At 61.5% G+C, this 26,731-nt stretch carries 23 protein-coding genes; 7 read left to right on the forward strand and 16 right to left on the reverse strand.

The window, feature by feature from the left end:
* Positions 1-13 precede the first annotated feature (13 nt).
* The 8 genes from M0D67_RS27740 to M0D67_RS27775 form a co-directional block, all read right to left on the reverse strand.
* Complete coding sequence (locus tag M0D67_RS27740) at positions 14-1,600, reverse strand: DUF3138 family protein (protein ID WP_266240512.1); 1,587 nt, start codon at positions 1,598-1,600, stop codon at positions 14-16.
* A gap of 38 nt (positions 1,601-1,638) precedes the next feature.
* Positions 1,639-2,550, reverse strand: coding sequence for an ABC transporter permease subunit (locus tag M0D67_RS27745; RefSeq protein WP_097396186.1), 912 nt, complete (start codon positions 2,548-2,550; stop codon positions 1,639-1,641).
* Positions 2,547-3,521, reverse strand: coding sequence for an ABC transporter permease subunit (locus M0D67_RS27750; RefSeq protein WP_154565609.1), 975 nt, complete (start codon positions 3,519-3,521; stop codon positions 2,547-2,549). The genes M0D67_RS27745 and M0D67_RS27750 overlap by 4 nt, the downstream gene beginning before the upstream one ends.
* Positions 3,518-4,639: an ABC transporter ATP-binding protein gene (potA, locus tag M0D67_RS27755; protein WP_266240529.1), complete on the reverse strand. Its 1,122-nt coding sequence runs from the start codon at positions 4,637-4,639 to the stop codon at positions 3,518-3,520. Before potA ends, M0D67_RS27750 begins: the two co-directional genes overlap by 4 nt.
* 253 nt (positions 4,640-4,892) lie before the next feature.
* Positions 4,893-6,014: a polyamine ABC transporter substrate-binding protein gene (locus M0D67_RS27760; protein WP_154565608.1), complete on the reverse strand. Its 1,122-nt coding sequence runs from the start codon at positions 6,012-6,014 to the stop codon at positions 4,893-4,895.
* A gap of 73 nt (positions 6,015-6,087) precedes the next feature.
* Positions 6,088-7,527: an aspartate aminotransferase family protein gene (locus tag M0D67_RS27765; protein ID WP_266240513.1), complete on the reverse strand. Its 1,440-nt coding sequence runs from the start codon at positions 7,525-7,527 to the stop codon at positions 6,088-6,090.
* A gap of 49 nt (positions 7,528-7,576) precedes the next feature.
* Complete coding sequence (locus tag M0D67_RS27770; protein ID WP_154565606.1) at positions 7,577-8,911, reverse strand: glutamine synthetase family protein; 1,335 nt, start codon at positions 8,909-8,911, stop codon at positions 7,577-7,579.
* A 32-nt stretch (positions 8,912-8,943) separates the two neighbouring features.
* Positions 8,944-9,738: a gamma-glutamyl-gamma-aminobutyrate hydrolase family protein gene (locus M0D67_RS27775; protein WP_200620380.1), complete on the reverse strand. Its 795-nt coding sequence runs from the start codon at positions 9,736-9,738 to the stop codon at positions 8,944-8,946.
* Positions 9,739-10,678: 940 nt separating this feature from the next.
* On the opposite strand from M0D67_RS27775, the gene M0D67_RS27780 reads away from it, so the two are divergent.
* The 3 genes from M0D67_RS27780 (at position 10,679) to speB (ending at position 13,912) form a co-directional block, all read left to right on the forward strand.
* On the forward strand, positions 10,679-11,230 hold the full coding sequence (locus M0D67_RS27780) for a cupin domain-containing protein (RefSeq protein WP_054042828.1): 552 nt from the start codon (positions 10,679-10,681) through the stop codon (positions 11,228-11,230).
* Positions 11,231-11,319: 89 nt separating this feature from the next.
* Entirely contained in the window at positions 11,320-12,813 is a 1,494-nt protein-coding gene (locus tag M0D67_RS27785; RefSeq protein ID WP_266240514.1) for an aldehyde dehydrogenase, read from the forward strand.
* A 136-nt stretch (positions 12,814-12,949) separates the two neighbouring features.
* A complete protein-coding gene (gene speB, locus M0D67_RS27790) occupies positions 12,950-13,912 on the forward strand; it encodes an agmatinase (RefSeq protein ID WP_093645064.1) in 963 nt (320 codons plus the stop codon).
* Positions 13,913-13,945: 33 nt separating this feature from the next.
* On the opposite strand, the gene M0D67_RS27795 is transcribed toward speB, so the two are convergent.
* The 3 genes from M0D67_RS27795 to M0D67_RS27805 all read right to left on the reverse strand — a co-directional run bounded on the left by M0D67_RS27795 (position 13,946) and on the right by M0D67_RS27805 (position 16,829).
* Positions 13,946-15,160, reverse strand: coding sequence for an MFS transporter (locus M0D67_RS27795; RefSeq protein ID WP_266240515.1), 1,215 nt, complete (start codon positions 15,158-15,160; stop codon positions 13,946-13,948).
* Positions 15,157-15,690 (reverse strand): MarR family winged helix-turn-helix transcriptional regulator, encoded by a 534-nt coding sequence (locus tag M0D67_RS27800; protein ID WP_266240516.1) that lies wholly within the window; start codon positions 15,688-15,690, stop codon positions 15,157-15,159. The genes M0D67_RS27795 and M0D67_RS27800 overlap by 4 nt, the downstream gene beginning before the upstream one ends.
* Positions 15,691-15,809: 119 nt before the next feature.
* The gene (locus tag M0D67_RS27805) at positions 15,810-16,829 is read right to left on the reverse strand and encodes a VTT domain-containing protein (protein WP_171926167.1); all 1,020 of its coding nucleotides are present in this window, start codon (positions 16,827-16,829) and stop codon (positions 15,810-15,812) included.
* Positions 16,830-17,203: 374 nt separating this feature from the next.
* Between M0D67_RS27805 and M0D67_RS27810 the strand changes: the two genes are divergently transcribed.
* Positions 17,204-17,809 carry a peroxidase-related enzyme gene (locus tag M0D67_RS27810; RefSeq protein WP_266240517.1) on the forward strand — a complete coding sequence of 202 codons (606 nt, stop codon included), beginning with the start codon at positions 17,204-17,206 and terminating at the stop codon, positions 17,807-17,809.
* A gap of 70 nt (positions 17,810-17,879) precedes the next feature.
* Here M0D67_RS27810 and M0D67_RS27815 read toward each other — a convergent pair whose 3' ends face one another.
* Together M0D67_RS27815 and M0D67_RS27820 are read right to left on the reverse strand one after the other, a co-directional pair.
* On the reverse strand, positions 17,880-19,130 hold the full coding sequence (locus tag M0D67_RS27815) for an MFS transporter (RefSeq protein WP_266240518.1): 1,251 nt from the start codon (positions 19,128-19,130) through the stop codon (positions 17,880-17,882).
* A gap of 113 nt (positions 19,131-19,243) precedes the next feature.
* The gene (locus tag M0D67_RS27820) at positions 19,244-20,206 is read right to left on the reverse strand and encodes a LysR substrate-binding domain-containing protein (RefSeq protein WP_266240519.1); all 963 of its coding nucleotides are present in this window, start codon (positions 20,204-20,206) and stop codon (positions 19,244-19,246) included.
* Positions 20,207-20,476: 270 nt separating this feature from the next.
* Here M0D67_RS27820 and M0D67_RS27825 point away from each other — a divergent pair, with 270 nt between their 5' ends.
* Positions 20,477-21,205: a DUF899 family protein gene (locus M0D67_RS27825; RefSeq protein ID WP_266240520.1), complete on the forward strand. Its 729-nt coding sequence runs from the start codon at positions 20,477-20,479 to the stop codon at positions 21,203-21,205.
* 70 nt (positions 21,206-21,275) lie between these two features.
* Here M0D67_RS27825 and M0D67_RS27830 read toward each other — a convergent pair whose 3' ends face one another.
* Positions 21,276-23,243 carry a bifunctional diguanylate cyclase/phosphodiesterase gene (locus tag M0D67_RS27830; protein ID WP_266240521.1) on the reverse strand — a complete coding sequence of 656 codons (1,968 nt, stop codon included), beginning with the start codon at positions 23,241-23,243 and terminating at the stop codon, positions 21,276-21,278.
* 36 nt (positions 23,244-23,279) lie between these two features.
* Here M0D67_RS27830 and M0D67_RS27835 point away from each other — a divergent pair, with 36 nt between their 5' ends.
* Together M0D67_RS27835 and M0D67_RS27840 are read left to right on the forward strand one after the other, a co-directional pair.
* Positions 23,280-23,645: a hypothetical protein gene (locus M0D67_RS27835; protein WP_266240522.1), complete on the forward strand. Its 366-nt coding sequence runs from the start codon at positions 23,280-23,282 to the stop codon at positions 23,643-23,645.
* A gap of 319 nt (positions 23,646-23,964) precedes the next feature.
* The gene (locus M0D67_RS27840; RefSeq protein WP_006049832.1) at positions 23,965-24,243 is read left to right on the forward strand and encodes an HU family DNA-binding protein; all 279 of its coding nucleotides are present in this window, start codon (positions 23,965-23,967) and stop codon (positions 24,241-24,243) included.
* Positions 24,244-24,508: 265 nt separating this feature from the next.
* On the opposite strand, the gene M0D67_RS27845 is transcribed toward M0D67_RS27840, so the two are convergent.
* Positions 24,509-25,627 (reverse strand): 3-deoxy-7-phosphoheptulonate synthase, encoded by a 1,119-nt coding sequence (locus tag M0D67_RS27845; RefSeq protein WP_301717698.1) that lies wholly within the window; start codon positions 25,625-25,627, stop codon positions 24,509-24,511.
* A 114-nt stretch (positions 25,628-25,741) separates the two neighbouring features.
* Positions 25,742-26,548, reverse strand: coding sequence for a DUF72 domain-containing protein (locus M0D67_RS27850; protein WP_266240523.1), 807 nt, complete (start codon positions 26,546-26,548; stop codon positions 25,742-25,744).
* Positions 26,549-26,731: the final 183 nt, after the last annotated feature.

Here is a 26,731-nt window from a genome sequence, read left to right on the forward strand (position 1 = left end):
GAGGCGGGTCGTGTTAGAACGAGTAGATGAACTGCGTCGCGAGCAGGTCGTTGGACTTGCCGTACGAGCCGTCGTTCTTCAGGAACACCTGTTTGTTCGCCCAGTCGTGACGATATTCCACCTTGACCGTGATCTGCTGGGTCGGGAAGAACAACAGGTCGAGTGCGACGTCCTGACGGGTGGCGCCCTTGCACTCGAAGCCGTGATTCGACGAGTTCGCGAAGCAGTCTGCGCCGATGCCGAAGCCGTCAGCCGTATCCATGCCGTTGCCATTCAGCGCGATGCCACCGCCGCCGCCGCCGTTCTTGCTGTCGACGAGCAGGTCATAGCGTGCCGTCACGCCCATACGGCCCACCACCGGCATGCTGAACTTGCGGTGCGCGAGCAGCGAGAGGCCGTACCACTGCGCCTGGCCGCCGTTGTACGCGGCGTTCTGCTGCTGGCCGTAGTCGAGTTCGGCGTTGTACTGCACGTCGGCGAGCGTGTAGGTCAGGTCGGCTTCGGTGAAGAAGAACGTACCGCCCGAGCTCGGCGACTGGCCGCCTACGCCGTAGACGAACGAACCCGGAATCGGGTTGCCGTTGGCATCGAGTGCCTGCGCGCTAGGCAAAGTCTGACGGCCGATGTTGAACGAGCCGCCCACATCCAGTGCGCTCGACCAGGTGTAGTCGACCCGCGAAGTGAAGGTCGGGATCTTGTTGCTGGTCGTGATTGGATCGCCCAGCGCGTTGGTGCCGACCTGCGTCGTCGCGCCGTACGTGCGGTACTGCTCGTTGCCGAGGAAGAACTTCCACGCCCAGTTACCCGTCGTATAGTTCGCGCCGATACCGATGTAGCTGCCCGGATCCGAGAAGTCATACAGCAGGTTGTGCGTCAGCGTCAGCATCTGGTTCGATTGCTGCACTTCGTAACCGCCGAAGCTCGGAATCAAACCGGCAACGAGCGTCGTCGTCGCCGTCAACGGCACGTTGATGACCGCCGTGTTCAGGATGTTGTTGCCGATATTGCCATGCTCGTTCGCAAGCAGCGTAATACCGTTGCCGCGGTTCGGCATCAAGGTAATTTCGGCCGACGGCGCCATCGGGCCGACACCGAAGGTCTTCTTGATGTCCAGGTACAGATCGCCGAACGTGCTGTTGAAGTAGTTGTAGCTATTTTCGTGGTTCGCGAACAGGAACGACGAGCTGCTCTGCGCGCGGTTATACAAGTAGGTCGGGTCGATATAACCGGTCACCGACAAGCCGGCGATCGGCCCTGTGTTCGCCGCATCCACCAGCGAGTCGACCTTCAACTGCTGATTGGCGATCTGCTGCTTCATCGAATCGACCTGATCGTTGGTCAGCGTCGCCTGCGCCTTGCCGTAATCCGGCGAGGAGATGTCGACCGGCGCCGCCACCACAGCGGGAGCCGGAGCCGGTGCCGCGGTCGCTGCTGCCGCCGCCTTCGGCTTGGACGCTACCTCGGAACGCAACTGCTTCACCTCCTTTTGCAGTGCGTTGAGCTGGGCCTGTAGCGCCTTGATCTGGTCGCTGGTGGCGTCTGCCATGGCAAAGCCTGGCAAACTCCCCGCCACCAACAGACAGATGAGCTTCTTTCTCATGCAAATTCTCCTTATTGGTCGTATTGCAAAAGGACTTCTTATGCGCGTGCCGTATCGAGCGACTTCCGTACGGCGGCTTGTTGTGGTGCTGACGGCAAGGGGTCGGCGGCTTCGGCAAGTGCGAAAGCCATCTGCATGTCGCGGTTGCGCTTGCGCTCACGCACTTGCATCCAGCGGTTGACTGCGATCACGCCGATCGTCACCGTGGTGATGAAAATCGTGGCGAGCGCGTTCATTTCCGGATTCAGGCCGAGGCGCACACGCGAGAACACGACGAGCGGCAGCGTGGTCGAACCAGGACCGGACAGGAACGCGGAAAGCACGAGGTCGTCGAACGACAGCGTGAACGACAGCAGCCAGCCGGACATCAGGGCCTGCGAGATCAGCGGCAGCGTGATCAGGAAGAACACCTTGAAGGGCGTCGCGCCGAGATCGAGTGCGGCTTCTTCGAGCGACTTGTTGAGCTCCTTCACCCGCGATTGCACGATGATCGCCACGTACGACACGCAGAGCATCACGTGGCCGATCCAGATCGTGAAGAGGCCACGGCCCTTCGGCCAGCCGAGCATCTGTTCGAGCGCGACGAACAGCAACAGCAGCGAGATGCCCTGAATCACTTCAGGAATCACGAGCGGCGCGTTGATCATGCCGGCGAACAGCGTGAAGCCGCGAAAGCGACCGAAGCGGGCCAGCACGAAGCCTGCCCACGTACCGATCACTACCGATGCACACGCGGTCAGCAGACCGATTTTCAGCGACAACCACGCTGCACTGAGCAGTTCCCCGTCTTGCAGCAGCGCGCCATACCACTTGAGCGAGAAGCCGGACCAGACCGTGACGAGCTTCGACTCGTTGAACGAATACACCACCAGGCTGATGATCGGGATATACAGAAACAGAAATCCGAACGTCAGCACGCTATTGGAAAGCGTTCTATTAGGCTTGATCATTTCGCACCTTCCAGTTCCTTGACCTGGTAGTACTGGAACACGGCCATCGGCACGAGCAGCAGTAGAACCATCGCGACGGTGACAGCGGATGCCATCGGCCAGTCCATATCATTGAAGAATTCATCCCACATCACGCGGCCGATCATCAGCGTGTCGGCGCCGCCCAGCAGTTCAGGAATCACGTACTCGCCGACCGCCGGAATGAACACCAGCAGACTGCCGGCGATAATGCCGTTCTTGGACAGCGGCAAGGTGATGCGCGTGAACGCGGTCCACGGTTTGCAACCGAGGTCGTAGGCCGCTTCGAGCAGCGTCAGATCCATCTTCACCAGGTGCGCATACAGCGGCATCACCATGAACGGCAGGTACGAATAAACCATGCCGATATAGACGCCAATATCCGTGTGGTAGAGGCGCAACGGCGAATGAATCATGCCGATGGCCATCAGCGTGTGATTGAGCAGGCCGTCGTCCTTCAGAATGCCGATCCATGCATAGACGCGGATCAGGAACGACGTCCAGAACGGCAGCATCACGCCCATCATCAGCAGGTTGCGCTTGGTGGGTTCCGAGCGGGCGATGTAGTACGCAATCGGGTAGCCGATCAACAGGCAGAAGAAGGTCGAGACTCCGGCCATTTTCAGCGAGCTGATGTACGTGGCAACGTACAGATCGTCCTGCAGCAGGAAGGCGTAATGGCTGAGCTGCATGGCGAAGTGCACCATGCCGTCCTTGACCGTCACGAGATCCGTGTACGGCGGAATGCCAAGGCGCAGATCGGCGAAGCTGATTTTCAGCACCAGCACGAACGGCAACGCGAAGAACACGAAGAGCCACATGAACGGCACGCCGATCACGGTCGTACGGCCAGACGGCACCAGTATCGAGAGGCGTTTTTTCAGCGAGCCGAGCAGACGGCTGCCGGACGGCGCGCCGAGCACCGCGGGGGAGGAGGTAGTGGGATTGCTCATTGCGTCAGCACCACGCCGCTAGCCGGCGACCAGTAGACGAACACGTCGTCGTTATAGGACGGCACACCTTCGCTCATGAGGTGCGAGCTGGAGAGATTCGACACGACCGTCTTACCGCTCGGCAGGCGCACGTGATACAGCGAATAGCTGCCCATGTACGCGACGTCCGACACCACGCCGCGCGCCCAGTTGTGCGGCGTCGAGGGCTTGTCGAGCGAGACCTTCACGCGTTCCGGGCGCACGGAGATTCCCACCGGCATGCCGAGCGGGCCGGTAATGCCGTGGCTCACGTAGATGCGCGATTCGAGGTCTTCGCTTTCCACGAAGATATGGTCCGGCTCATCCGCGACCACGGTGCCTTCGAACAGGTTGGTCGAGCCGATGAACTCGGCCGAGAAGCGGCTATTCGGAAACTCGTACACCTGGCTGGGCGAGCCGATCTGCACGATGCGGCCTTCGCTCATCACGGCGAGGCGCCCGGCCATGGTCATGGCTTCTTCCTGATCGTGCGTCACCATCACGCAGGTCACATCGACCTTCTCGATGATGTTCACCAGTTCGAGCTGGGTCTTCTGACGGATCTTCTTGTCGAGCGCCGACATTGGTTCGTCGAGCAGCAGCAGCTTGGGGCGCTTGACGAGCGAGCGGGCCAGCGCCACACGCTGCTGCTGTCCGCCGGACAACTGGTGCGGCTTGCGTTGCGCGTATTTGCTCATCTGCACGAGATGCAGCGCGTCGGCAACACGCTCCTTGATCTCGTTCTTCGGCGTGCCTTCCTGCTTGAGGCCGAAGGCGATATTCGCTTCGACGCTCATGTGCGGGAACAGCGCATACGACTGGAACATCATGTTGACCGGCCGCTTGTACGGTGGCATCGCGGCAAGGTCTTCGCCGTCGACGAAAATGCGGCCGGACGTGACCGACTCGAGCCCTGCGAGCATGCGCAGGAGCGTGGACTTGCCGCAGCCGGAGCTGCCGAGCAGCGCGAACAATTCGTTCTTCGCAATGCTCAGATTGACGTTGTCGACAGCGGTGCTGTCGCCGAATTTCTTCACGACATTTTCGATGCGAACGAATTCGTCCGATTTCGATTTTGTCGTCGGTGCGGGGCGGGCCATCTGGGTGGCGCCGGCTACGCTATGTGATGTCGTCGAGTTCATGATGTAACCATTCCTTGCGGATCGCGAGCGCAAGTGTCTCCATACGAGTCGCGGGAAGCGGCTCGCAAGATGCGCTGCGATCGGAAAACATGGGACTGCGCGCCAGTGGGACGCTAATAGCACGCAGGCTGACTACCGTTACTGCCATTCATGCGCTCAGGGTTCGAGCGATCCCTGAGCGCGGGATCGATTCTTTTTAGTTTGGCTTAAATCAGTGGCCGGTTTTAAGCTGCGCCCAAAGACGATTTTCAAGGCGCAGAATGTCGGTGGGCATCGGTTTCATCAGTGTCATCTTGCTCAGCACTTCGTCGCCCGGATAAACGGTCGTATCCTGTGCGACACCCGGAATGACGAACTGGCGCGCGGCCTTGTTCGCGGTCGGGTAGAACACTTCATTGGTAATCGCTGCGTTGACCTTCGGATCTTCGATGTAGTTGATCCACTTCAGCGCGGCTTCGGGATGCGGTGCGTCTTTCGGGATCACCATCACGTCGAACCACAGCAGACCGCCTTCCTTGACGTTCGAGAATTTCACCTGATACGAACGCTTGGCTTCCGCGGTACGGCGGCTGGCGATGCCGACGTCGCCGGACCATGCCACCGCGACGCAGATGTCGTTGTTAGCGAGGTCGTTGATGTAACCCGACGAATTGAATTGGGTGATATACGGGCGGACTTTCTTCAGCACTTCGAACGCGGCCTGATAGTCGGCGGGGTTCGTGCTGTTCGGATCCTTATGCATGTATTGCAAGGTGGCGGCGAACACGTCGACTGCCTGATCGAGGAACGACACGCCGCAGCCTTTCAGCTTCGACAGATTGGCCGGGTCGAACACGAGTGCCCAGCTATCCACCGGCGCATTCGCACCGAGCGCCTTCTGCACGGCTTGCACGTTGTAGCCGATGCCGTCAGTACCGTAGGCCCAAGGCACACCGTACTGGTTGCCCGGATCGGCATCGGAGATCATCTTCATCAGCACAGGGTCAAGGTTCGACAGGTTCGGCAGCTTTGACTTGTCGAGCTTCTGATACACGCCGGCCTGAATCTGCTTGGCCATGTAGTTCGACGTCGGCACCACGATGTCGTAACCGGAGCTGCCCGCGAGCAGTTTGGCCTGCAACGTATCGTCGCTATCGTAGTTGTCGTATTTGACGTGAATGCCGTCCTGCTTCTCGAAGTTCGAAATCGTGTCCTTCGCGATGTAGTCCGACCAGTTGTACACATTCAGTTCCGTGTCGGCCGCAAGGGCCGGCGTAACCGACAACGCCGCAAAACCCGTGAAGGCGAGAAGCGCGGCCCCCGCGACCGCATGACGAAGATGACAAACGCTCATGGTTTTTTCCCTTGATGTGAAGAACCGGCATGAGCGCGTATCGTGGGTGTGCTCATGCCGGAACGAACTGCCGTTACGAAATTCCGAGTTGTTGTGCGGTCGCGTCGACGGCTTTTTTCGCCTTCGAAACGATCTCGTCGATTTCCAGCTTGTTGATCACGAGCGGCGGCGAGAGCAGCATCCGGTCGCCGGTGGCGCGCATGATCAGGTTGCCGTTGAAGCAGAAGTCGCGGCAGATCGTGCCGACTTCACCGCCATTGGCGAAGCGCTTGCGCGCTTTCGGGTCTTCTGCGAGTTGCAGGCCGGCCACCAGACCCGCACCGGAGATTTCGCCGATGATCGGGTGATTGGCGAAGGTGTCGCGCAGCTTCTTCTGGAAGTACGGACCCGTGTCGGTCTTGACGCGCTCGACGATCTTCTCGTCGCGCAGCAGCTTCAGATTGGCGATCGCCACGGCCGCGGCCACCGGGTGACCGGAGTACGTGAGGCCGTGATTGAAGTCGCCGTTCTCGATGATCGCCTTGGCAACACGATCGTGCAGGCCGACTGCGCCCATCGGCACATAGCCGCTTGTCAGGCCCTTGGCCAGCGTGATCAGATCCGGCTCGAAACCGAAGTGCTGATGCGCGAACCATTCACCGGTCCGGCCGAAGCCGCCGATCACTTCGTCGGCGACCAGCAGGATGTCGTATTTGCGGCAGATGCGCTGGATTTCCGGCCAGTACGTCGAAGCCGGGAAGATCACGCCGCCCGCGCCCTGGAAAGGCTCACCGATAAACGCGGCCACGTTGTCCGCGCCGATTTCGAGAATCTTGGCTTCCAGTTGCTGCGCGCGGGCCAGAGCGAATTCTTCCGGCGTCAGATTGCCTTGTGCTTCGCCGAAGAAATACGGCTGGTCGATATGCACGATGTTCTCGACCTTCGAGGGCATCTGTTCGTGCATGTAGCCCATGCCGCCCAGTGTACCGCCCGCGATTGTCGAACCGTGATAGCCGTTTTTGCGCGAGATGACGAACTTCTTCGAGTGCTTGCCTTGCGTCGCCCAGTATTGGTGAACGATGCGCAGCACGGTGTCGTTGCCTTCCGAGCCGCTGTTGCAATAGAAGAAGTGGTTGAACGGTTCCGGCGCCAGCTCCGCGAGCAAGGCCGACAGTTCGATCACCGGCGGGTGCGTCGTCTTGAAGAAGGTGTTGTAGAAGGGCAGTTCCTGCATCTGGCGGTACGCTGCGTCAGCCAGTTCCTTACGGCCATAACCGACGTTCACGCACCACAAACCGGCCATGCCGTCGATGATCTTGTTGTCGTCTGAATCCCACAGGTACACGCCCTGTGCCTTGACGATTACGCGGCTGCCGCTGCGATTGAGCGAACCCATATCCGAAAACGGATGGATGTGGTGCGCGGCGTCGAGCGCGCGGTATTCGGCGGTGCTGCGTTGCTGTTGTGCGGCTTGTACGCTGGCCGCGGGTTGGGCCGTCTGCACGTAAGCGACTTCTTCTGTTCTGTAGCTCATACTGCCTCCAATTTTTTTGCGTTTGCGGGTGACGTCGTTAGCAAGGGCCTTAGACGTGCAGCAGCAAATGCCGGCGTTCCCACGAACTGATCACGCGGAAAAACGCTTCGTATTCGGTTTCTTTCAGTGCGAGGTAGGCCTTGACGAATTTTTCGCCGAGAATCTCGGCCATCGGTTCGCACGCGCCCATCAGCGTCAGCCCCTCTTCCAGATTGCGCGGCAACTGGTAGGGCAGTTCGTAACCGTCGCTGAGCAGCGGCTCGGTCGGTTCCAGATTTTGCGTCATGCCAAGATACCCGGCAGCCAGCGTTGCTGCGATCGCGAGATACGGATTGCAGTCCACGCCCGGAATGCGGTTTTCGATGCGGCGCGCAGCCGGGCCCGAATGCGGAATCCGGAAACCCACCGTGCGGTTGTCGTAACCCCATGCCACGTTGATCGGCGCAGCCATGAAGCGCGACAGGCGGCGATACGAGTTGATGTACGGCGCGAAAATCGGCATCAGTGCCGGCGTGTATTTCTGCAGGCCCGCGATATAGCCCGTGAAAAGCGACGTGGGCTTGCCGTCCGGACCGGTGAACAGGTTGTGGCCGGTTTCTTCGTCTACGAGGCTCTGGTGCATGTGCATCGCCGAGCCCGGTTCGCCTTCCATCGGCTTGGCCATGAAGGTCGCGTACATCTTGTGACGCAGCGCCGCCTCACGCACCGTGCGCTTGAACAGGAACACGCTGTCGGCGAGTTTCAGCGGATCGCCGTGCATGAAGTTGATTTCCATCTGCGCGGCACCGACTTCGTGAATCAGCGTGTCGACTTCCAGTTCCTGCACTTCGCAGTATTCATAGATGTCTTCGAACAGCGGATCGAATTCGTTGACGGCTTCGATCGAGTACGCCTGACGGCCGGTCTCCGGACGGCCCGTACGGCCGATCGGCGGTTGCAGCGGCAGGTCCGGGTCCTTGTTCATGTCGACCAGGTAGAACTCGAGCTCGGGCGCGATGACCGGCTTCCAGCCTTTGGCCTTGTAGAGTTCGAGCACGCGGCGCAGCACACGGCGCGGCGAGATTGCGACGGGCGTGCCGTCGAAGTGAACGCAATCGTGGATCACCTGGGCGGTCGGATCGACGGCCCACGGAATCATGCGGATGGTGCTGGCGTCGGGAACGCAGACCATGTCCGGGTCGGTAACGCCGGTGAGCGTGCCGTCTTCCGGATAGTCCCCTGTGACGGTCTGGATCATCACCGCCTGCGGCAAGCGCATGGATTCGCCGGATTCGAACTTGCTGCGCGGAATGATCTTGCCGCGTGCGATCCCGGCCATATCCGGAATGATCGCTTCGATTTCGGTGACGCGGTTCTTCTTCAGGAAGTCGTCGATTTCATGCATGGTTATTCTCTCAGTTTTGGTGCGCGACCGGCTCAGGCATGCGTGGCAGCGGCGGATGCCGCGCCATAGCCGGCCTTGGTGCGCATTCGATCGCGGCAGGCTTCGCCGAAGGCACGGAAGATCGCGGTGGAAAGCGCGTCGTTTGCATGCTTCCATTCCGGGTGCCACTGCACACCCAGCGCGAAGGCACGCGCATCTTTCACACTCACCGCTTCGATCAATCCGTCCGGCGCGGTGGCTTCTGCCACCAGACCCACGCCCAGCCGCTCGACGCCCTGACCGTGCAATGAATTCACACGCGCTTCATTCGTGCCGCCGGCGAGGCGCTGCAACAAGCCGCCCTGCGTCAGCGTGATCGAATGCGACGGTGCGTATTGCACGTCGAGGTCGTCTTCCTTGTTCTCGCGATGGTCGTTCAGACCGGCCACCGCGTGAACGCTTTGATGCAACGTCCCGCCGAACACCACGTTCATTTCCTGAAAGCCCCGGCATACCGCCAGCACCGGCACGCCTGCGGCGATCGCGGCGCGCAGCAGCGGCAGCGTCGTCGCATCGCGTGCGGCGTCGTGCAGCGTGCCCGGCGCGCTGGGATGGCCGCCGTAGCGGTGCGGCTCGACATTCGAATAGCTGCCGGTGAACAGTAAGCCGTCGACAGTAGCCAGCACGTCCTCGGTGGACTGACGCTCGCCGAGCGCCGGCAGCAACATGGCCAGCGCCTGCGAGCCGTCCACGATCGCGGCGATGTACTTCTCGCCGGTGACGTGCGACGGGTGGACTCCCATCATCGTTCTGTCGGCGCTGATGCCGACGAGGGGTTTGTTTCGCATATCAGATAGACGTGTATGTTCCCCGCGGGACGCGGCATGAACAACGTTAAACACGGCGCGGCAACATTCCGCAGCCGGACGCAAGGCGTCAGGCCACCGGGTAGTGCAGGCGGTCGTCGTCAGCGGGACGCGCCGCGCGTGATAATTAGATGTGCCGTTCGATTCGGTCCGTTGCGGTGCGCAATTGATCTGATCCGCATGAGGCGCTGCGCGGCAGACGGCACCGCACACGCACGAACGCATGGCTCGAGAGAGCGCGCTCACGCAAACGGACGAATCGAACGACGGAAAAGGGGGAGGCGCTACGGCAGCAGCGAGGCGACTTCGTCCGTACGCACAGCAATGAAGGCGCGCGCGGAGATGGAGTTGTGACGTCGAACTGAACGGCGGGACAGGATCGTGAAGACGGACAGAAAGCGGCGGAACGCAAGGCTGCCGTTGCTGCCGTCGGCGATGGCGCCGTCAGCGCGAGGACAACTCGCCTGACTTCGATTCCATCTCACCAAAGGGCCTCGGACTCTCACGATTACACTCGACTAGCGACGTTGAAAGTATTGAACGCTTGCTCGAAAAACGCACAGGGCGTTTAAAGAAACATGACGCTGGGATGACCGTCTCTGACCGTTGCGAACCGGGTTCGCTGCGTCAAAAACACATGTTCGTGTTTCGTGACGCCGGCATGACGATCGCCTGAGAACCATCGTATACGAGCCAATAATGCCGTCAAATCATTTTTATAAAAGATTTATCAGGGCTTTCCCGAGGGTGTCCGCGGAATCCCGGTCAGCGGGAACATTCGTTGCGCAAATCATATTTCGGAATCCTTTCAGGGTTTTCCCCAGCGGCGCAACGATTAAAGTGATTAGAATATTCAACACTCGCGGGCGCACATTGCCCGAGCCCACGCGCCCGATCGTCTCCCATGTCAGAGAACCTAGCGATGTCCATAGAAGTTGCGACCCGCCTGCAGTACATCCGTAAGAAGAATGGTCTGTCCCAGCGCGAGCTGGCGAAACGGGCGGGGGTCACCAACGGCACGATCTCGCTGATCGAGCAGAACCGCGTAAGTCCGTCGGTGGGGTCACTGAAGAAACTGCTTGAATGCATACCGATGAGTCTCGCCGAGTTCTTCACTTTTGAAGTCGAGGTGGAACGCTCTGTCGTGTCGCGCCGCGCCGACATGCCGAATCTCGGCAATGAGTCGATTGAGTTCTATCTCGCCGGCTCCAGTGTGAAAGACCGCAATATGGGCATTCTGCGCGAGGTCTATCAGCCGCTCTCGGATACCGGGCCGGAAATGCTGGAGCACGAGGGGCACGAGGGCGGGGTGGTGGTCAGCGGTCAGATCGAACTGACGGTGGACGGTGTCACATGGCTGCTCGACCCCGGTGACAGCTATTACTTCGAAAGCCGTCTACCGCATCGTTTTCGCAATCCCAGCGCGGAGCATCTCTGCGAGATCGTGTCGGCCAATTCGCCGCCCACGTTCTAAAGACTCCGCGCCAACGCGCCGCGACGCAGTTCCAGGCCGCTTGAAGTCGGAGCCGGCGTGCGTCGAGCGCATAACAATGAGGCATCCTGATGGACAAGAAATCTCTCGCATTCTGGCAAGACAAAGCCGCTACGCTTTCGATCGAAGGCCGTGCGTTTATCGACGGCGAGTACCGTGACGCTGAAGGCGGCCGCACGTTCGACTGCCTGAGCCCGATCGACGGCAAGCTGCTTGCCAAAGTGGCTGACAGCGGGGCGACGGATGTCGACGCCGCCGTGGCAGCCGCGCGCCGCGCGTTCGATTCCGGCGTGTGGTCGGGCCTCAATCCGCGCAAGCGCAAGGCGATCCTCCTGCGCTGGGCCGCGTCGATCCGTGAACATATGGACGAACTCGCGCTGCTCGAAACGCTGGACGCAGGCAAGCCGATCGCCGACACCACCTCGGTGGACGTGCCGGGCGCCGCCTATTGCGTCGAGTGGTTCGCTGAAGCCATCGACAAGATCGGCGGCGAAGTCGCGCCGGCCGATCATCATCTGGTGGGGCTCGTCACGCGCGAGCCGATCGGTGTCGTAGCGGCTGTTGTGCCGTGGAATTTCCCGATCCTGATGGCGTCGTGGAAGTTCGGCCCGGCGCTCGCCGCGGGTAACAGCGTCGTGCTCAAGCCTTCGGAGAAGTCGCCGCTTACCGCGATTCGCCTCGCTCAACTCGCGCTGGACGCCGGCATCCCTGCCGGCGTGTTCAACGTGGTGCCCGGCGCGGGCGAACCGGGCAAGCTGCTGGCGCTGCATCAGGACGTGGACTGTCTCGCCTTCACCGGCTCGACCAACGTCGGCAAGCTGATCATGCAATACGCCGGTCAATCGAACCTGAAACGCGTGTGGCTCGAACTCGGCGGCAAGTCGCCGAACATCGTGATGCCCGATTGCCCCGACCTCGACCGCGCGGCAAACGCGGCGGCTGGCGCGATTTTCTACAACATGGGCGAAATGTGCACCGCAGGTTCGCGCCTGCTCGTGCACAAAGACATCAAGGACGTGTTCCTCGACAAGCTGATCGCCGCCGCGCGCAGCTATACGCCGGGCAATCCGCTCGACCCGCAAACCTCGATGGGCGCGATTGTCGATAACGTGCAACTCGAACGCGTGCTCGGTTATATCGAAGCGGGCCGCGCCGAAGCGAAGCTGCTGCTGGGTGGTTCGCGCGTCAAGCAGGAGACCGGCGGCTTCTATATCGAACCGACCATCTTCGAGATCCCGGCGACCGGCGCGAAGGTTGCGCGCGAGGAAATCTTCGGGCCGGTGTTGTCGGTGATTACGTTCGACACGGTTGAAGAGGCGATCAGGATCGCTAATGACAGCGAGTATGGTCTTGCCGCCGCCGTGTGGACTTCGAACCTCACCACCGCGCATGAAGTGTCGCGCAAGCTGCGTGCCGGTACGGTATGGGTCAATTGCTACGACGAGGGCGGCGATATGAATTTCCCGTTCGGCGGTTACAAGCAATCGGGCAACGGCCGTGACAAGTCGTTGCACGCGCTGGAGAAGTACACCGAGCTGAAGTCCACGCTCGTTCGGCTGCGCTAAAGGATTCGCAAGCCAGCGCGGCGGCGTTTGAAAGAAACGCCGTCGCGTTCCCAATGAATCCGAGGCCGGACGTTGCACGCATCACCTGGAAGCCCCGCGTGCGGCTCCGGCATGTTTATCAGGTATCAGGTCATCCATGACTGAACTCGTTTATGGCGACGGCGCGATCCGTCGTCCGTCGCTTTATGGCTCGTCGATCGAAAACACCTATGCGGGTGTGTTGTCGTTCATGCGCCGCAAGTACACCCGCGAACTTGACGGCGTCGACGTCGTGGTCTCCGGCGTGCCGCTCGATCTGGCCACCACGTTCCGTTCGGGCGCGCGTCTTGGCCCGGCGGCGGTGCGCGCGGCGAGCGTGCAATTGTCGGAGCTGCATCCGTATCCGTGGGGCTTCAATCCGTTCGACGATCTCGCCGTGACAGACTACGGCGACTGCTGGTTCGACGCGCACAATCCCATGACGATCAAGGAATCGATCGTCGAGCATGCGCGCACGATTCTGCGTTCGGACGCGAAGATGCTGACGCTCGGCGGCGATCACTACATTACGTATCCGCTGCTGATCGCGCATGCGGAGAAGTACGGGAAGCCACTCTCGCTGATCCATTTCGACGCCCACTGCGATACCTGGGCCGACGACAGCCCGGACAGCCTGAATCACGGTTCGATGTTCTACAAGGCGGTGAAAGACGGTCTGATCGATCCGAAGACTTCGGTGCAGGTCGGCATTCGCACGTGGAACGACGACTTCATGGGGATCAATATCCTCGACGCCGCCTGGGTCCATGAACATGGCACGCGGGCGGCGGTGGAGCGGATCACGTCGATTGTCGGCGAGCGGCCCGCGTATCTGACCTTCGATATCGACTGTCTCGATCCGGCGTTCGCGCCGGGCACGGGCACGCCGGTGGCGGGCGGTTTGTCGTCGGCACAGGGGCTGGCCATTGTGCGCGGGCTCGGTGCGTTGAACCTGGTGGGCGCGGATGTGGTGGAAGTGGCGCCCGCTTATGACCAGAGCGAGATCACGGCGATTGCCGCCGCGCATATTGCGTGCGATCTGTTGTGTCTTTGGCGGCAGAAGAAGGTCGCTGAACGCTAGGCACGTTCAATCGTCTTGAAGCGCAATCCAGGCTCAGCCCATCGACGACGATCGATCGGGCTGACGCCGGCCTTCGCGCAAGCCGAGCGTGTAGACAACAAGCGCGCCGCTCATGATCGCCAGTTGCCACAACAGCATGTCGCTGCCGCGTGCTTTCATGGCGAAACCGGCAATGAGCGGCCCCACGATCGAACTCGCGGTAAAGGTGAGCGACACCAGCCGCATGTTGCGCGTAAGCGCGGCTTTGTCGCTGCATGCCGCCGCGACCATGCCGAGTGTGATGTACGCGCTGTTCATGCCGCCGAGCAGCAAGGCGCTCGCGCCGGCGAGCCATGAGGCGGGCGCGGCGAGCGCGAACCCGCAGATCGCCAGCGTGCTGAGCGCGGCGCAGACGATCACCGTGGCCGCCAGGCCCGCGCGATCGGCGAACCAGCCGACCGGAAATTGCAGCGCCATGCCGCCGACACCGAATAACGTGAGTAGCGTGGCCGTCTGTGTGGTGCTGAGACCGTGGGCGTCGGCAAAGAGCGGGAAGAGCCCGTAGAGCGCGCCATCGCCGATGCCGCCTGCCGCGACGACCACCATGCCGAGGCTGACCATTGGGGCGATAGGGCCGATTGTGCCGACCGGGGTGCTTTTTGCGGCGCAGTCTGTTCGCACAGGCCGTGCTGATTTGACAGCGGAGGGCCTGTCGTCCGACGCAGTCAGCCACAGGGGAAGGGCCGCCACAAACGTGAAGGCTGCGCCAGCCGCGAACGTAATCCGTCCGTCGACTGCGCACCACACCGCCAGGGCCGGGCCGATGACGCCAGCGCTGGCAATCAGTGCTTCGTGCACGCCCACTACGCGTCCGCTCGATTCGGCCGGCACAAGCCGATAGAGCCACGTTTCATTGGCGATCCAGCGCAAACCGATGCCGAGTCCGGTCAACAGGCCAGGCACGAGCCATAACGGCCACCACAGCGCGTTCATCGTTGCGAACGCAACCACCGTGGCGGCGAGACCGAGCGATACCGTGCGTTTCGCACCGAGCCGCTCCACCAGCCACGGCGCGATCAACAAGCCGGCCAGCATGCCGGTCCATTGCGACGCGGAGAAGAGGCCGGCGCGCGGTGCGTCGAGGCCACGCTGCGCCAGCCACACCGGCAGCACCATGAAGCCGATGCCGAACTGGCCGATCTGCGAGAGCGCCGAGACCGCGGTCAGCGCGGCGATCGCCGGCCAGCGCACCGGCGCGGCGGCATTCATGTGCCGCTCCGCGCGGGCATGGGCAGACCCTGTTCGCTGCATTCGACCGGGCAGCCGGCTTTCAAGCAAGGGCCGTCGTCGCAAAGGCGGCACAGTTGCATGGCGTGTGCCGGATCGCGGGTCTCGTTCCACAGGATCTTGATCAGCAGGCTTTCGAACACCTCACGTTCGTGCTCGTCGAGCTGCCCGACGATGCGTTGGAGCATCTGGTCACGTGCCGTTTGCAGGCGTTTGGCTTCACGCTTGCCGGAAGCGGTCAAGGCAAGCGCGACGGAACGTCTATCCGTGCCGGATTTCTTTTCGACGAGGCCCGCGTCCACCAGACCCGCAACGGCGCGGACCGCGGCCGGATGCGAAAGATCGACCGCCTCGCGCAATACTTCAATGGATGAATCGGGATATTGACCGACCGCGTTGAGCATGGCACGGGCAGTGGGGCCCGCGAGCGCGGCCACGGTAGGCTGCGCGTTCATCTCGTCCGTGACCAGCAGGGCGAGCACGCCAAGCAGGTTTTCTGTGCGCTGCGTCATAGCGGTACCTCAATGTGTGCAACGTGCATATATGCATAGTGCACACATTGAAGATGATGCGCAAGCGGTTTTTAATGCCGCCCCATTGTGTTCGGTGGGGTGGGTTGAAGCGCCCGTCGTCACTTCGCCAACCGCGCCCGCACGGTGTATTCGCCCTCGTTACCCTCGTCTTCCGCCATATGGGCCATCGCCGTCTCGAAGTCGGGCGGCAGCGGCTCGACTGGATAACCGCGTTTTTCCCATGCGTCGAGGCCGCCCTTGAGCGCGCGGACGTGATGGATATTCTTTCGATGCAGTTGATTGACGATGCGCTTGGCCGTCGCTTCGTTAGGACAGACGCAGTAGACGACAATCGGCCGCTTCAGTAAGTCGGGGTGCAGTGGCTCGGGCGAATCGAGGTCCAGCAACTGCGCGCCCGCAATGCGGTGCGATTCTTTCGCGCGGATGCTGTGCGGCCGGGCATCGAGGATCAGCGGCGGCTCATTGGACTTCATCAGTTCGTCGAGCTGGTCCGGCGAGATGCGTATATGCGCGAGCCAGCGGCGGAACTGCCAGCGGCGCACGTAGCGATAGAGGAGCACGGCAAGGAAGATCGCCGCGAACGCGTCGAAAATCGTGCCGCCGTGATGGCGCACGAGCAGCACGAGTTGCACGATCTGATCGTCAAGCGCCGCGCCGCCGATCACCCACACGCTGGCCCACAGCATCGCACCGACAAAATCCCACAGCAGAAACACGCCGACGTTGATTGGCGTGGTGCCGAGCAGCGGCGCCGAGATCAGGCCGAGTCCCGGCAGAAATTTGGCGACAGTCAAAATCGGCGCGCCGTACCGTTCATAGGTATTGCGTGCGACACGGACGGTGGTGTCGAGCGAGAGTGAGAAGCGCACCAGCTGATTCAGCAAGCGCCGGCCGTATGTTCGTCCAGTGAAGAACCACAGCGAGTCTGCCAGCAGTGTTGCGCAGACGGCAGCCCCAATGACGCTGGCATAAGAGGTTTGTCCCATGGCGGCCATCGTTCCGCCGAGGATCAGCATCGGCGCCGCCGGAATCGGCAAGCCGAGTTGCGTGACGAGCACGCTCATGAACACGGCCCACACGCCCAGCGAGGGTGGAATAGCAACCGGAAAATGCCACACAACCACGCTCCTGTTGATGCGATGAAGGGATCTGGAACAGCCCGTACCTGGCCGGCGTGCGTTGCGAACACGTCGTGCAGGGCCTGTTCTTGCCGGACAGCGGCCCGCTGCATGGCTCGTTCAGCTGGCCGGTGGCACGAACGCAGCAGCGCGAACTTCGGATTTAAGCACAGGTTGGTGAAATGGCGCTGCGGGGCGGGCTGAGAACCTGAAAAAAATTAAGGGAATGGAGCGATTGACCGTGCTGCGGTGCCTCTGTGGAGCCTGTCCCTGCCGCTGCTCAACGCGGAGCAAAGCGCCAGATTGACCGGGACGGCAGCGAGTCGAAGTTCGCTACAATCGTCGTGCACATACAGATACAACGGAGACACAACATGGCAAACCTTCAGCCGATCAGCCGCTATCCCGTGCCTGAGCCTGACGCGTGGCCGGACGACATCCGCGCCCGCATCCTCGAAGTGCAGGAGAAAGCCGGTTTTGTTCCGAACGTATTCCTGACGCTGGCGCACAGGCCGGATGAATTCCGCGCGTTTTTTGCGTACCACGACGCGTTGATGCTGAAAGAGGGTGGCCTCACCAAAGGCGAGCGCGAGATGATCGTCGTCGCGACGAGCGCGGTGAATCAGTGCCTGTATTGCGTGGTCGCGCACGGGGCGATTCTGCGCATTTACGAAAAGGCGCCGTTGCTTGCGGATCAGGTGGCAGTCAACCATCGCAAGGCGGATATCACGGAGCGCCAGAAGGCGATGCTCGACTTTGCGCTGAAGGTTTGCCGTGAATCCGGCACGGTCGACGATGCCGATTTTCAGACGCTACGTAAGCACGGCTTTTCGGATGAAGACGTGTGGGATATCGCGGCCATCACCGCATTTTTCGGTTTGTCGAACCGGATGGCCAACGTCATTTCAATGCGCCCGAACGACGAGTTCTATCTGATGGGGCGTGTGCCGAAAGCGGCGGCGGACGCGCCGCGAAAATAGCATCGGGGCAGCGAGTAGCGGACTCGCGGTGTGTGCGGATACGTGCTCACGCTTGCTCGCACCCGAACCCTCACGCAGCCGCCGGCTCTGACCGGATTGCGGGCGTGCTGACGGCCTTGTCGTCGATCGGGAAGTGCAGCATCGCGGCGATGAGTCCGGAAACGACCGTGGCTTCCCACAGCAGCGAATACGACCCGGTCAGATCGAACACCAGGCCGCCTAGCCATGCGCCGAGAAACGAGCCGATCTGGTGGCTCAGAAAGCAGACGCCAAAGAGGCTGCCGAGGTGCCGCGTGCCGAACACTTTCGCCACGAGTCCGCTCGTCAGCGGCACGGTCCCGAGCCAGGTTAGCCCCATCACCGCCGCGAAGATCACGACCGAAGCGGAGGTCTTCGGCAGCAGAAAGAAGGCGCCGATCGTCACGCTTCGAATGAGGTAAAGCCAGCCGAGTACATGGTGCTGTCGGAACCGGCCGCCCAGCCAGCCGCATCCCCAACTGCCCGCCATGTTGAACAGGCCGATCAGCGCGAGCGCGGTGGCACCCAGCCCAACCGGCATATGGCAGAGCGTCAGATACTCAGGCAGATGGGTGGCGATGAACGCGAGCTGAAATCCACAGGTGAAGAAGCCGAGCGTCAGCAGTCGATATCCCCGATGCTGGATCGCCTGAGCGAATACCTTGCGAAGAGGCGCAGCGGGCGGCTCCTGAACCTGCATGCCGACACTCGCGCGCCGGTCGAGCACCATGCCGAGCGGCGCGATCAGCAGCATCAGGAAGGCCAGCACGAAGAGCGAGGTGGCGATACCCGAGCTGAGTCGAATGCTCTGCACGAGCGGGATCATCAGCACCTGTCCTGCCGAGCCGCCTGCGCTGACGAGACCCATCGCCATGCTGCGTTTTTCTGGGGAAGCGATGCGGCTGACTGCCGGCAACACCACGCCGAACGTCGTGCAACTCACTCCGATGCCGACCAGCAAACCCATACCGACAATCAGCAGCGGGCCCGACGGCGCGACCGCCGCGATGCCCAGGCCCGCGGCAAACGTCGTCGCGCCGAACGCGACCACCGGCGCCGAGCCATAGCGGTCCGCGGCAGCGCCTGCGAACGGTTGCGCGAAACCCCATACCAGGTTGTGCAGCGCGATGGCGAAAGCGATCAGCGTGACGGGCATTCCGCGGTCGAACGAGAACGGCCCGATGAAGAGGCCGAAGGTCTGCCGGATGCCCATGGCGGCGCTCAGAATCAGTGCGCCGGCGATGATCACGAGCGTCGTCTGACTCAACGGGATGGCGAGGCGTTTGCTATTTGTCGTGGACATGGATCTGATCTCCTTGGACACCATGGTCGCAGCGAGCGTCAGAAGCGGCAAAAGAAAAGATTTTGACGACGGGTGAGTGTGGCTCACCTGACCAGATAGAGGGCGTGCAGGGTTTAGTGGTTGACGCCGCGCGATTCCGCGTTGGCAGCATCGGATGGATTGGCGAACGGTTCAGCCTCGCTGAGCAGCCACCGTTTGAAGTCGGACAGTTCCGGGCGATTTTCCGCGCTATCCGTGTTTTGTGCGCTCACGAGCCAATACGCCGTGGAGGAGGCGATTGTTTGTGGACTGACCTCGACGAGTGCGCCGCTCGCGAGATCGCGGTCGACTAGCGGCCGTCTGCCGAGCGCGACGCCGAGGCCGATGCTCGCGGCTTCGAAAGCGAGCTGGATCGTGTCGACGCGCAACCCGTCGTTCAGGTCGATACCATCGATGGCGGTCCCATCGATGGCGACCCCGTCGAACCACGCCTGCCAGTCCTCGCTCGCCGAGTTCACGTGAATGAACGTCGCGTGACTCAGATCGATGTTGCCATGCGCGTCGCGCAGGTTATTCACGTACGCCGGGCTGCACACCGGCACGAGGCGTTCGCCGAACAGACGCGTCCACGCGGTCCCCGCAACCGGAGCGCGGCTCAGGCGAATGGCGAAATCGAAACCGTCGACGGGAAAGCCGACCTGACGGTGCGAGGTATCGACGGTGACGTTCGCATCCGGCCAGCGCGCACGAAAGGCGGCGAGGCGCGGCAACAGCCAGCGCGAGGCGAGTGTGGGCGCGCAACTCAGCGCGATCGGGCGATTCGCGCGGTGGTTCGGCAGGCGTTGCGTGCCGATCGCGATCAGCGAAAACGCTTCGGATACGTACGACAGATAGTCGGCGCCTGCCGTCGTCAGCGAAATTCCACGCGGCTCGCGTACGAACAGTTCGACGCCGAGTGATTGTTCGAGGCCGACGATACCGTGGCTAATCGCGCTCGGCGTGACGTTCAGTTCCGCGGCGGCGAGCTTGAAACTCTGATGCCTGCCGGCCGCTTCGAAAAAACGAAGCGCGGGCAGGGGTGGCAGACGAAGCGGCATGGGGCATCCTCAAAGGCGGAGCGGCGGGCGCCGTGACGGTGCAAAAATGCGCCGGCGCGCGCATGCTGTTTCGGGAAAGGATACCTTGCAATGAGGTTTCGATTGTCGCCGCGACGGGCCAGCAAAATATTTCGCTTACGTTGTCGATTCGCCGCCACGCTGTTCGTCGTGGCTATATAAGGGCAAAAGATGCGCTCGCGGCTGCGTCGCGTCATCCCGTGCCGTGGCTATCGCGCCCTTAATCCTTGTTACCGCAACAGGAGGTGGCTGATGAATGACGTAGACCCATCTGCACAAGCGTTGAAACCGGCCCGGCTGCTGGCCGAATCGCCCGCCCGGTTTCCGGGCGAGAGCGCCGAATATCGCAGAGCGCGCAACGACCTGCTGGCTGAGGAAATCGAGTTGCGCCGTCATATCGAACGCGTGGCCGCACAGCGCCGCGCGCTGCCGCCCGGCGGTATCGTGCCGCAGGACTATCGCTTCGAGGGCGAAGCGGGTCCGGTGACGCTGTCGGAAATGTTCGGCGCGCATGACACCCTCGTCACCTACAACTGGATGTTCGGCCCGCAGCGCGAGCGCCCCTGTTCGATGTGCACTTCGCTCCTGAGCGCTTACGACGGCGAAATGCCCGACATATTGCAACGCGTGGCCTTTGCGGTGATCGGCCGCTCGCCGATCGACAAGCTGGTGGCCTTCAAGAAAGAGCGCGGCTGGCGGCACCTGCGGCTGTATTCGTCGGGCGGCAACACCTTCAACCGCGACTACGCCGCTGAAGTTCCGGATGGCGGCGACAATCCCGCCTTCAACGTGTTCACGCGTTCAGGCGGTACGGTGCGGCATTTCTGGGCCGAGGAGATGGGGCCGTCGACGGCGGACCCGGGTCAGGATCCGCGCGGTGCACCCGATGTGATGCCGATCTGGACGGTGCTCGACATGACGCCCGGCGGCCGCGGCAGCGACTGGTATCCGGAGTTGGAATACGACACTGCGGCGCGTTAGTCGTGCGGTTTCATGCCCGTGTGCGGTGCGCCTGTCGTGCTGGTTCGCACGAGACAGGGGATGAGAGCATCTACGTCTCGACGACGTGACCCTGCCCGAGCATGGTCTGCAAATAGGCCGGGACGGCGCTTGCCCGCATCGGCCTGCCGAACAGATAGCCCTGCAGCGCGCGAGCGCCCAGCGCCTTGACGACGTCGGCTTGCGACGACGTCTCGAGTCCTTCCACGATGCATTCAAGTCCGAGGTTTCTGCACAGATCGAGCACCGACTTGACGATCTTCTTCGACGCGCTATTGGAGTCCACGTCGGTCATGAAGCTGCGGTCGATCTTGATCGTATCGAAGGGCAGGCGATGCACGTAGCTAAGGCTCGAATAACCGGTGCCGAAATCGTCGAGCGAGACACGGCAGCCGGCTTGCTTGATCATCGTCAGCGAGCAGTGGGCCTGCTCGAAATCGCGCGTGACCGCGGTTTCCGTGATCTCGAAGTTGACGTGATGCGCGGGCACGCCGCTGCCCAGCACGATATCGACCAGGCGGCGAGCGCGCGGCGAAGTCGAAATATCGATCGCGGAGAGATTGAACGACAGATAGAGATCGGATGGCCAGCGCGATGCTTCATCGAGCGCTTTGCGCAGCAGCACCTCAGTGACGCGCAGAATCAGGTCGGTACGCTCGGCAATCCGAATGAATTCCTCTGGCCTCACTGCGCCTAGCCGCGCGTTGTGCCATCGCCCGAGCGCCTCCATGCCGATGGTGCGTTGGGTGAGCACATCGTAGATCGGTTGAAACTCGAGGAACAGTTCGGACTCCAGGTCCGCATGACGGAGTTCCTGGGCGACGAGACTCGAGCGCCGGATCCGCGTCTCATGTTCCGTCGAGAAAATCACCGGTGTGCCGCGACGGCTTTCCTTGCCGACGTACAAGGCGGCGTCGGCGCGTTCGAAAACCTGCTGGACTGTCGTACCCGCTTCAGGAAACGCGGCCCAGCCGATCGTTCCGGTCAGTTCGGCGACATTGCCGGCCACCCGATACGGCTGGCTGAGCGCTTCGCAGATGCGCTCCCCCAACTCGACGAGCGTCTCGTTCGGCAGTTTGTGTTGGGCCAGCACGCCGAATTCGTCGCCGCCCAGGCGCGCGAAGAAGATGCCCGGTTCCGCGAGCGCCAGCAAGCGCACGCCGACTTCCTGCAGCACGAGGTCGCCGCTTGCATGTCCGTAGATATCGTTGACCTGTTTGAAGCCGTCGAGATCGATCAAGCCGACATTGAAGCCGCCACCGGCGGCGGGCGTCTGTTCCGATAGCGCGCGCAGCGAGGCGAAGAAACTGCGCCGGTTGGGCAGGTCGGTCAGGCTGTCGATGCTCGCGAGCCTGAAGTTGTCGTCGCTGAGTTTTTGCGTTTTCTGCTGGCTCACCTGCAATTCGCGCTGCGCGTGCACCACGCCGGCAAACGTCCGGTAATACAGCTCGATGATGAAGGCGAGTGCGACGCCGACCAGCGTCATGTCGATGGCCATCGCGATGAAGACAGGAGAGCGCGTGGAGACCATGAACGTCGAAAAGATCAGGATGACGATCGATAGCAGAAGCAGGGCGGCCGCCCGCAGATGCATCAGGCAGAACACGCAGCCGACCAGGGTCGTCGCCATATAAAACGCGACCTGGGCCTGCTCATAGGCGGAGCCGTACGGAAACAGCAGGAGCGACCAGGTGCTGAAGGCGACGGCGAAGATGCCCGCGAGCCAGATCAGCTTGCGTAGTTCGGGCACGGCCTTGTCGTGCGTCAGAACCCGGTGCCGGACGCGCCACCAGCGCACGCAACGGATGATGCACAGCACGCAGAGCGCCGCGGGGAAGTAGATGGACAACCAGGCCGGCGCCGATCCCAGATGCGTGACGGCCACCGCCATCGTGTTGACGATCAGGATGAAATAAAGCAGCGGTATCTGGTGGCCGAATGCCTGGAGTTGCGAGCGCACGAGTTCCGGGTCGCCTTCCGCGACCGATAGCGCTTCCCTCAATCTGGCTAACCGAACCATGCCCGTCCTTGTAACGTTTGCGCTGCACACGCAGCTTTGTATATCGGCAACGTCGGTGAGACCTTGAGAGAATTCTCAGTGGAAAAAAACATGCGTGTTGAACGAGCGGTAAATACGCCCTGGGAGATCGTCGGCGATGAGTCATTTGTGCCGCGTCAGCCTGCGCGAGGTCCGCCGGTTCGCGGCGTAGAGATGTTGTATGACGTCCTTGTTTTTCAGCGGCGCAGGCTGTTCCGCTGGCGAGTCTTGCGTGATTTTTCGCGCTACAGCGCCGCGCCGACCCGCATCACGCAGGCGAAATCGCCGGCTGCCGCGGTCGCACAAGACCAGGCGGCGAGCGCCAGGCATGTTGCAATATGGCGAATTTTCATTGTTTTATTCTTCCCGGATTTTTATTGCTGAGCGTGGCGCGGTGCTGAATCGCGAATCTTTGCGATCCCCCATAACATCGTAAAAAACCATGGTGGCAGCCGATTTGCCGCCGCTAAATCACTGAAATTGCAACGGATTGTGATACGCCGCGGAGAGCCGTAAAGCGGGAGAAATGCGTAAGCGCGCGATTCTTATAGCACTTTGGGACAAAAAAACGTCAAATTGCCGCTGGGCGGGCGATACAAGGCTTACATCCAAGGTTTGCGCGAATACGCGCCTATGCGTTAGTGTGTCGGTCCCGGCGCAACAGATGTGGCGCCGGTTCCATGATTACCATACGGGAAGTGCTATGAACAAACAGGAACTGATTGATGCAGTCGCCGCAGCGACGGGCGAAAGCAAAGCGGCCACCGGCCAAACCATCGACGCTATCGTCGAAGCGGTGACCAAAGCCGTGGTGGGTGGCGATACGGTGCAACTGGTCGGTTTCGGCTCTTTCTCGACCGGCGCGCGCGCAGCACGCGTGGGTCGCAATCCGTCGACCGGTGCAGAGATCCAGATCGCCGCAGCCAAGACGGTGAAGTTCACCGCCGGCAAGGCATTCAAGGAAGCCGTCAACGCGTCGTAATGCAACGCGCCTCGCGCTGGAGCATCCACGCGCGCTGTTTTAGTGCGCGGTGCCCGATGCATCGGGCGTGAGGAAACACGCGCTGCCCAACACCGGTGAGGGTGTTATATCGGTGGTTGGTGCGGCGCGTGTGGTGCTTATGTTGCTGTTGTTTGCTTCAGGTTTGCGTCGTGCACGCTCGCGTTCCAGCCTTTATTGATGCTCATCGTGATGGTCATCGGACGGTTACTGGATGCGCGAGATCGTGCAGGCCGCGTCGGCGGATTCAGCCCGCGCGTCGTTTCCGGGTCGCTTCGGCCAGCGTCTCGAGCGCCGGTTCGGTTTGCGCCCAGCTCACGCAGGCGTCCGTAATCGATACGCCGTAACGCAGCGGCACACCGGTCTTCAGATCCTGACGACCTTCTTCCAGATGACTTTCGAGCATGACGCCGAGAATGCGGCGCTCGCGCTGCGAGAGTTGCTGCGCCAGATCCTCCACCACCTCCAGTTGACGCAAATGCGATTTGCCTGAGTTCGCATGTGAACAGTCGATCATGACCTGCTCGCGCAGGCCTGCCGATTTGAGCACTGCGCAAGTTGCGTCGACGGACGCGCTGTCGTAATTCGGACCTTTCTTGCCACCGCGCAAGATCACGTGCGCGTCGTCATTGCCACGCGTCTCGAAGATCGCGGCCATACCCATCTTGGTCATACCCATGAACGCATGGCTTGCGTGCGCCGCAACGATCGCGTCCGCGGCGATCTGCACGCCACCATCCGTGCCGTTCTTGAAGCCGATCGGGCAGCTCAGTCCCGACGCAAGCTGCCGATGACTCTGGCTCTCCGTCGTGCGCGCGCCGATCGCACCCCACGCGACCAGATCCGCGATGTATTGCGGGCTGAGCAAGTCGAGAAATTCGGTGGCCGTGGGCAAGCCGAGACCGTTGATGTCGAGCAGCAGTTGCCGTGCGAGACGTAAGCCCTCGTTGATACGGAAGCTGCCATCGAGACGCGGGTCGTTGATATAGCCTTTCCAGCCTACCGTTGTGCGCGGCTTCTCGAAGTACACCCGCATGACGATCAGCAGATCGTCCTTGTAGGTCTGCGCCGCGACCTTGAGCTTTCGGGCGTATTCGATGGCCTGGTCGTGGTCGTGAATCGAACACGGGCCGACGATCATCACGAGCCGGTCGTCACGGCCGTGCAGAATATCGGCGATTTCCGCGCGGGTTTTCTCGACGAGCGTCTGCACCGACGGCGGCACAGGCAATTCGTCCTGCAGCAGGGCAGGGGAAATCAGCGGACGTACTGCACCGATGCGAACGTCGTCGATGCGCGTGGTGTCCTGGGTGGCGTCGGCCGAGCCGACTTCCTGATCGTGCAAAGGATTGTCGATGGCGCTCAAAATAGTCTCCCGGACCTTGGATGTTGGGGTGGCCTCACCGCCTGAGCGGGTGAGTGTCGGTGCGTTGATTCGCTGCCGGGATTATGACACTCGCGCGTGCGGGCCGGATGACCGTCATTCGAGGCGTTTGATCAGCGCCATGGCGGCGGCCGGATTGCGTTCCTTGAAGCCGCTGATGACGTAGAGGTAGACGTCGCGCGCCGTGGTTTTTGCGGGGGCCGCGGCGGATGTTTCGAGGTCGTCCGGTGTCGTGCCCGCAGCGAGTTGGCGGGCGCGTTCGACCCAGGCGTCGAGGGCCTTGGTCGAATAGCCTTTGGCTTCCTTGTCGCTGGTACCCATGATGCGGGCGTAGACGAATGGCGCGGTGATGTCGGCGATTTGCGGGTAGTCGCTGTCGGCTGCCAGCACGATGGCGACTTTGTACTTTCTGGCTAGCGCGATGAATTCGGGGGTCTTGAAGGTGTCGTTACGGACTTCGATGGCGTGCCTTAGTTTTTGGCCTTCGATGCTGGCGGGCAGCAGTTTCAGGAAGGCCTCGAAGTCTTCCGGGTCGAACTTTTTGGTAGTGGCGAATTGCCAGTTGATCGGGCCTAGCTTCTGTTTTAGCAGTAGCACGCCGCTGGCGAAGAAGCGTTCGATGGTTTCGTTGGCGTCCGCCAGGACTTTTCGGTTTGTTGCGTAGCGGGGGGCTTTGAGCGAGAAGACGAAATCTTCGGGGGTTTCCTGATACCACTTTTCGTAGCTTGCCGGTTTTTGCAAGCCGTAGAAGGTGCCGTTGATTTCTATCGATGTGAGATTTTGGCTCGCGTGTTGGAGCTCGCGGCTTTGTGTCAGATCCGACGGGTAAAACGTGCCTCGCCAAGGGGCGTAGGTCCAGCCGCCTATGCCGATTCGGATTTTGCCGGGTTTCGGGGATGGCATTTTTTTTGAGCCTGTTTGGGCGGCTTCGCCGGGAGAGGTAGGTTAGCGCATCTGGCTGAGGTTTTTTACCTTCGTGGCGGTTTTTTTGTTTTGCCTGCGCGGCGCTTGTTTGTCTGTGTGCCTGGGGTTTTGGCCTTTCCTTGTTCTGGCTTTCGTGCCTTTCCTTGCATTGTTAGTGGTCTA

The organism is Paraburkholderia sp. SECH4 (genome assembly GCF_030511745.1).
GTDB lineage: Bacteria > Pseudomonadota > Gammaproteobacteria > Burkholderiales > Burkholderiaceae > Paraburkholderia > Paraburkholderia madseniana.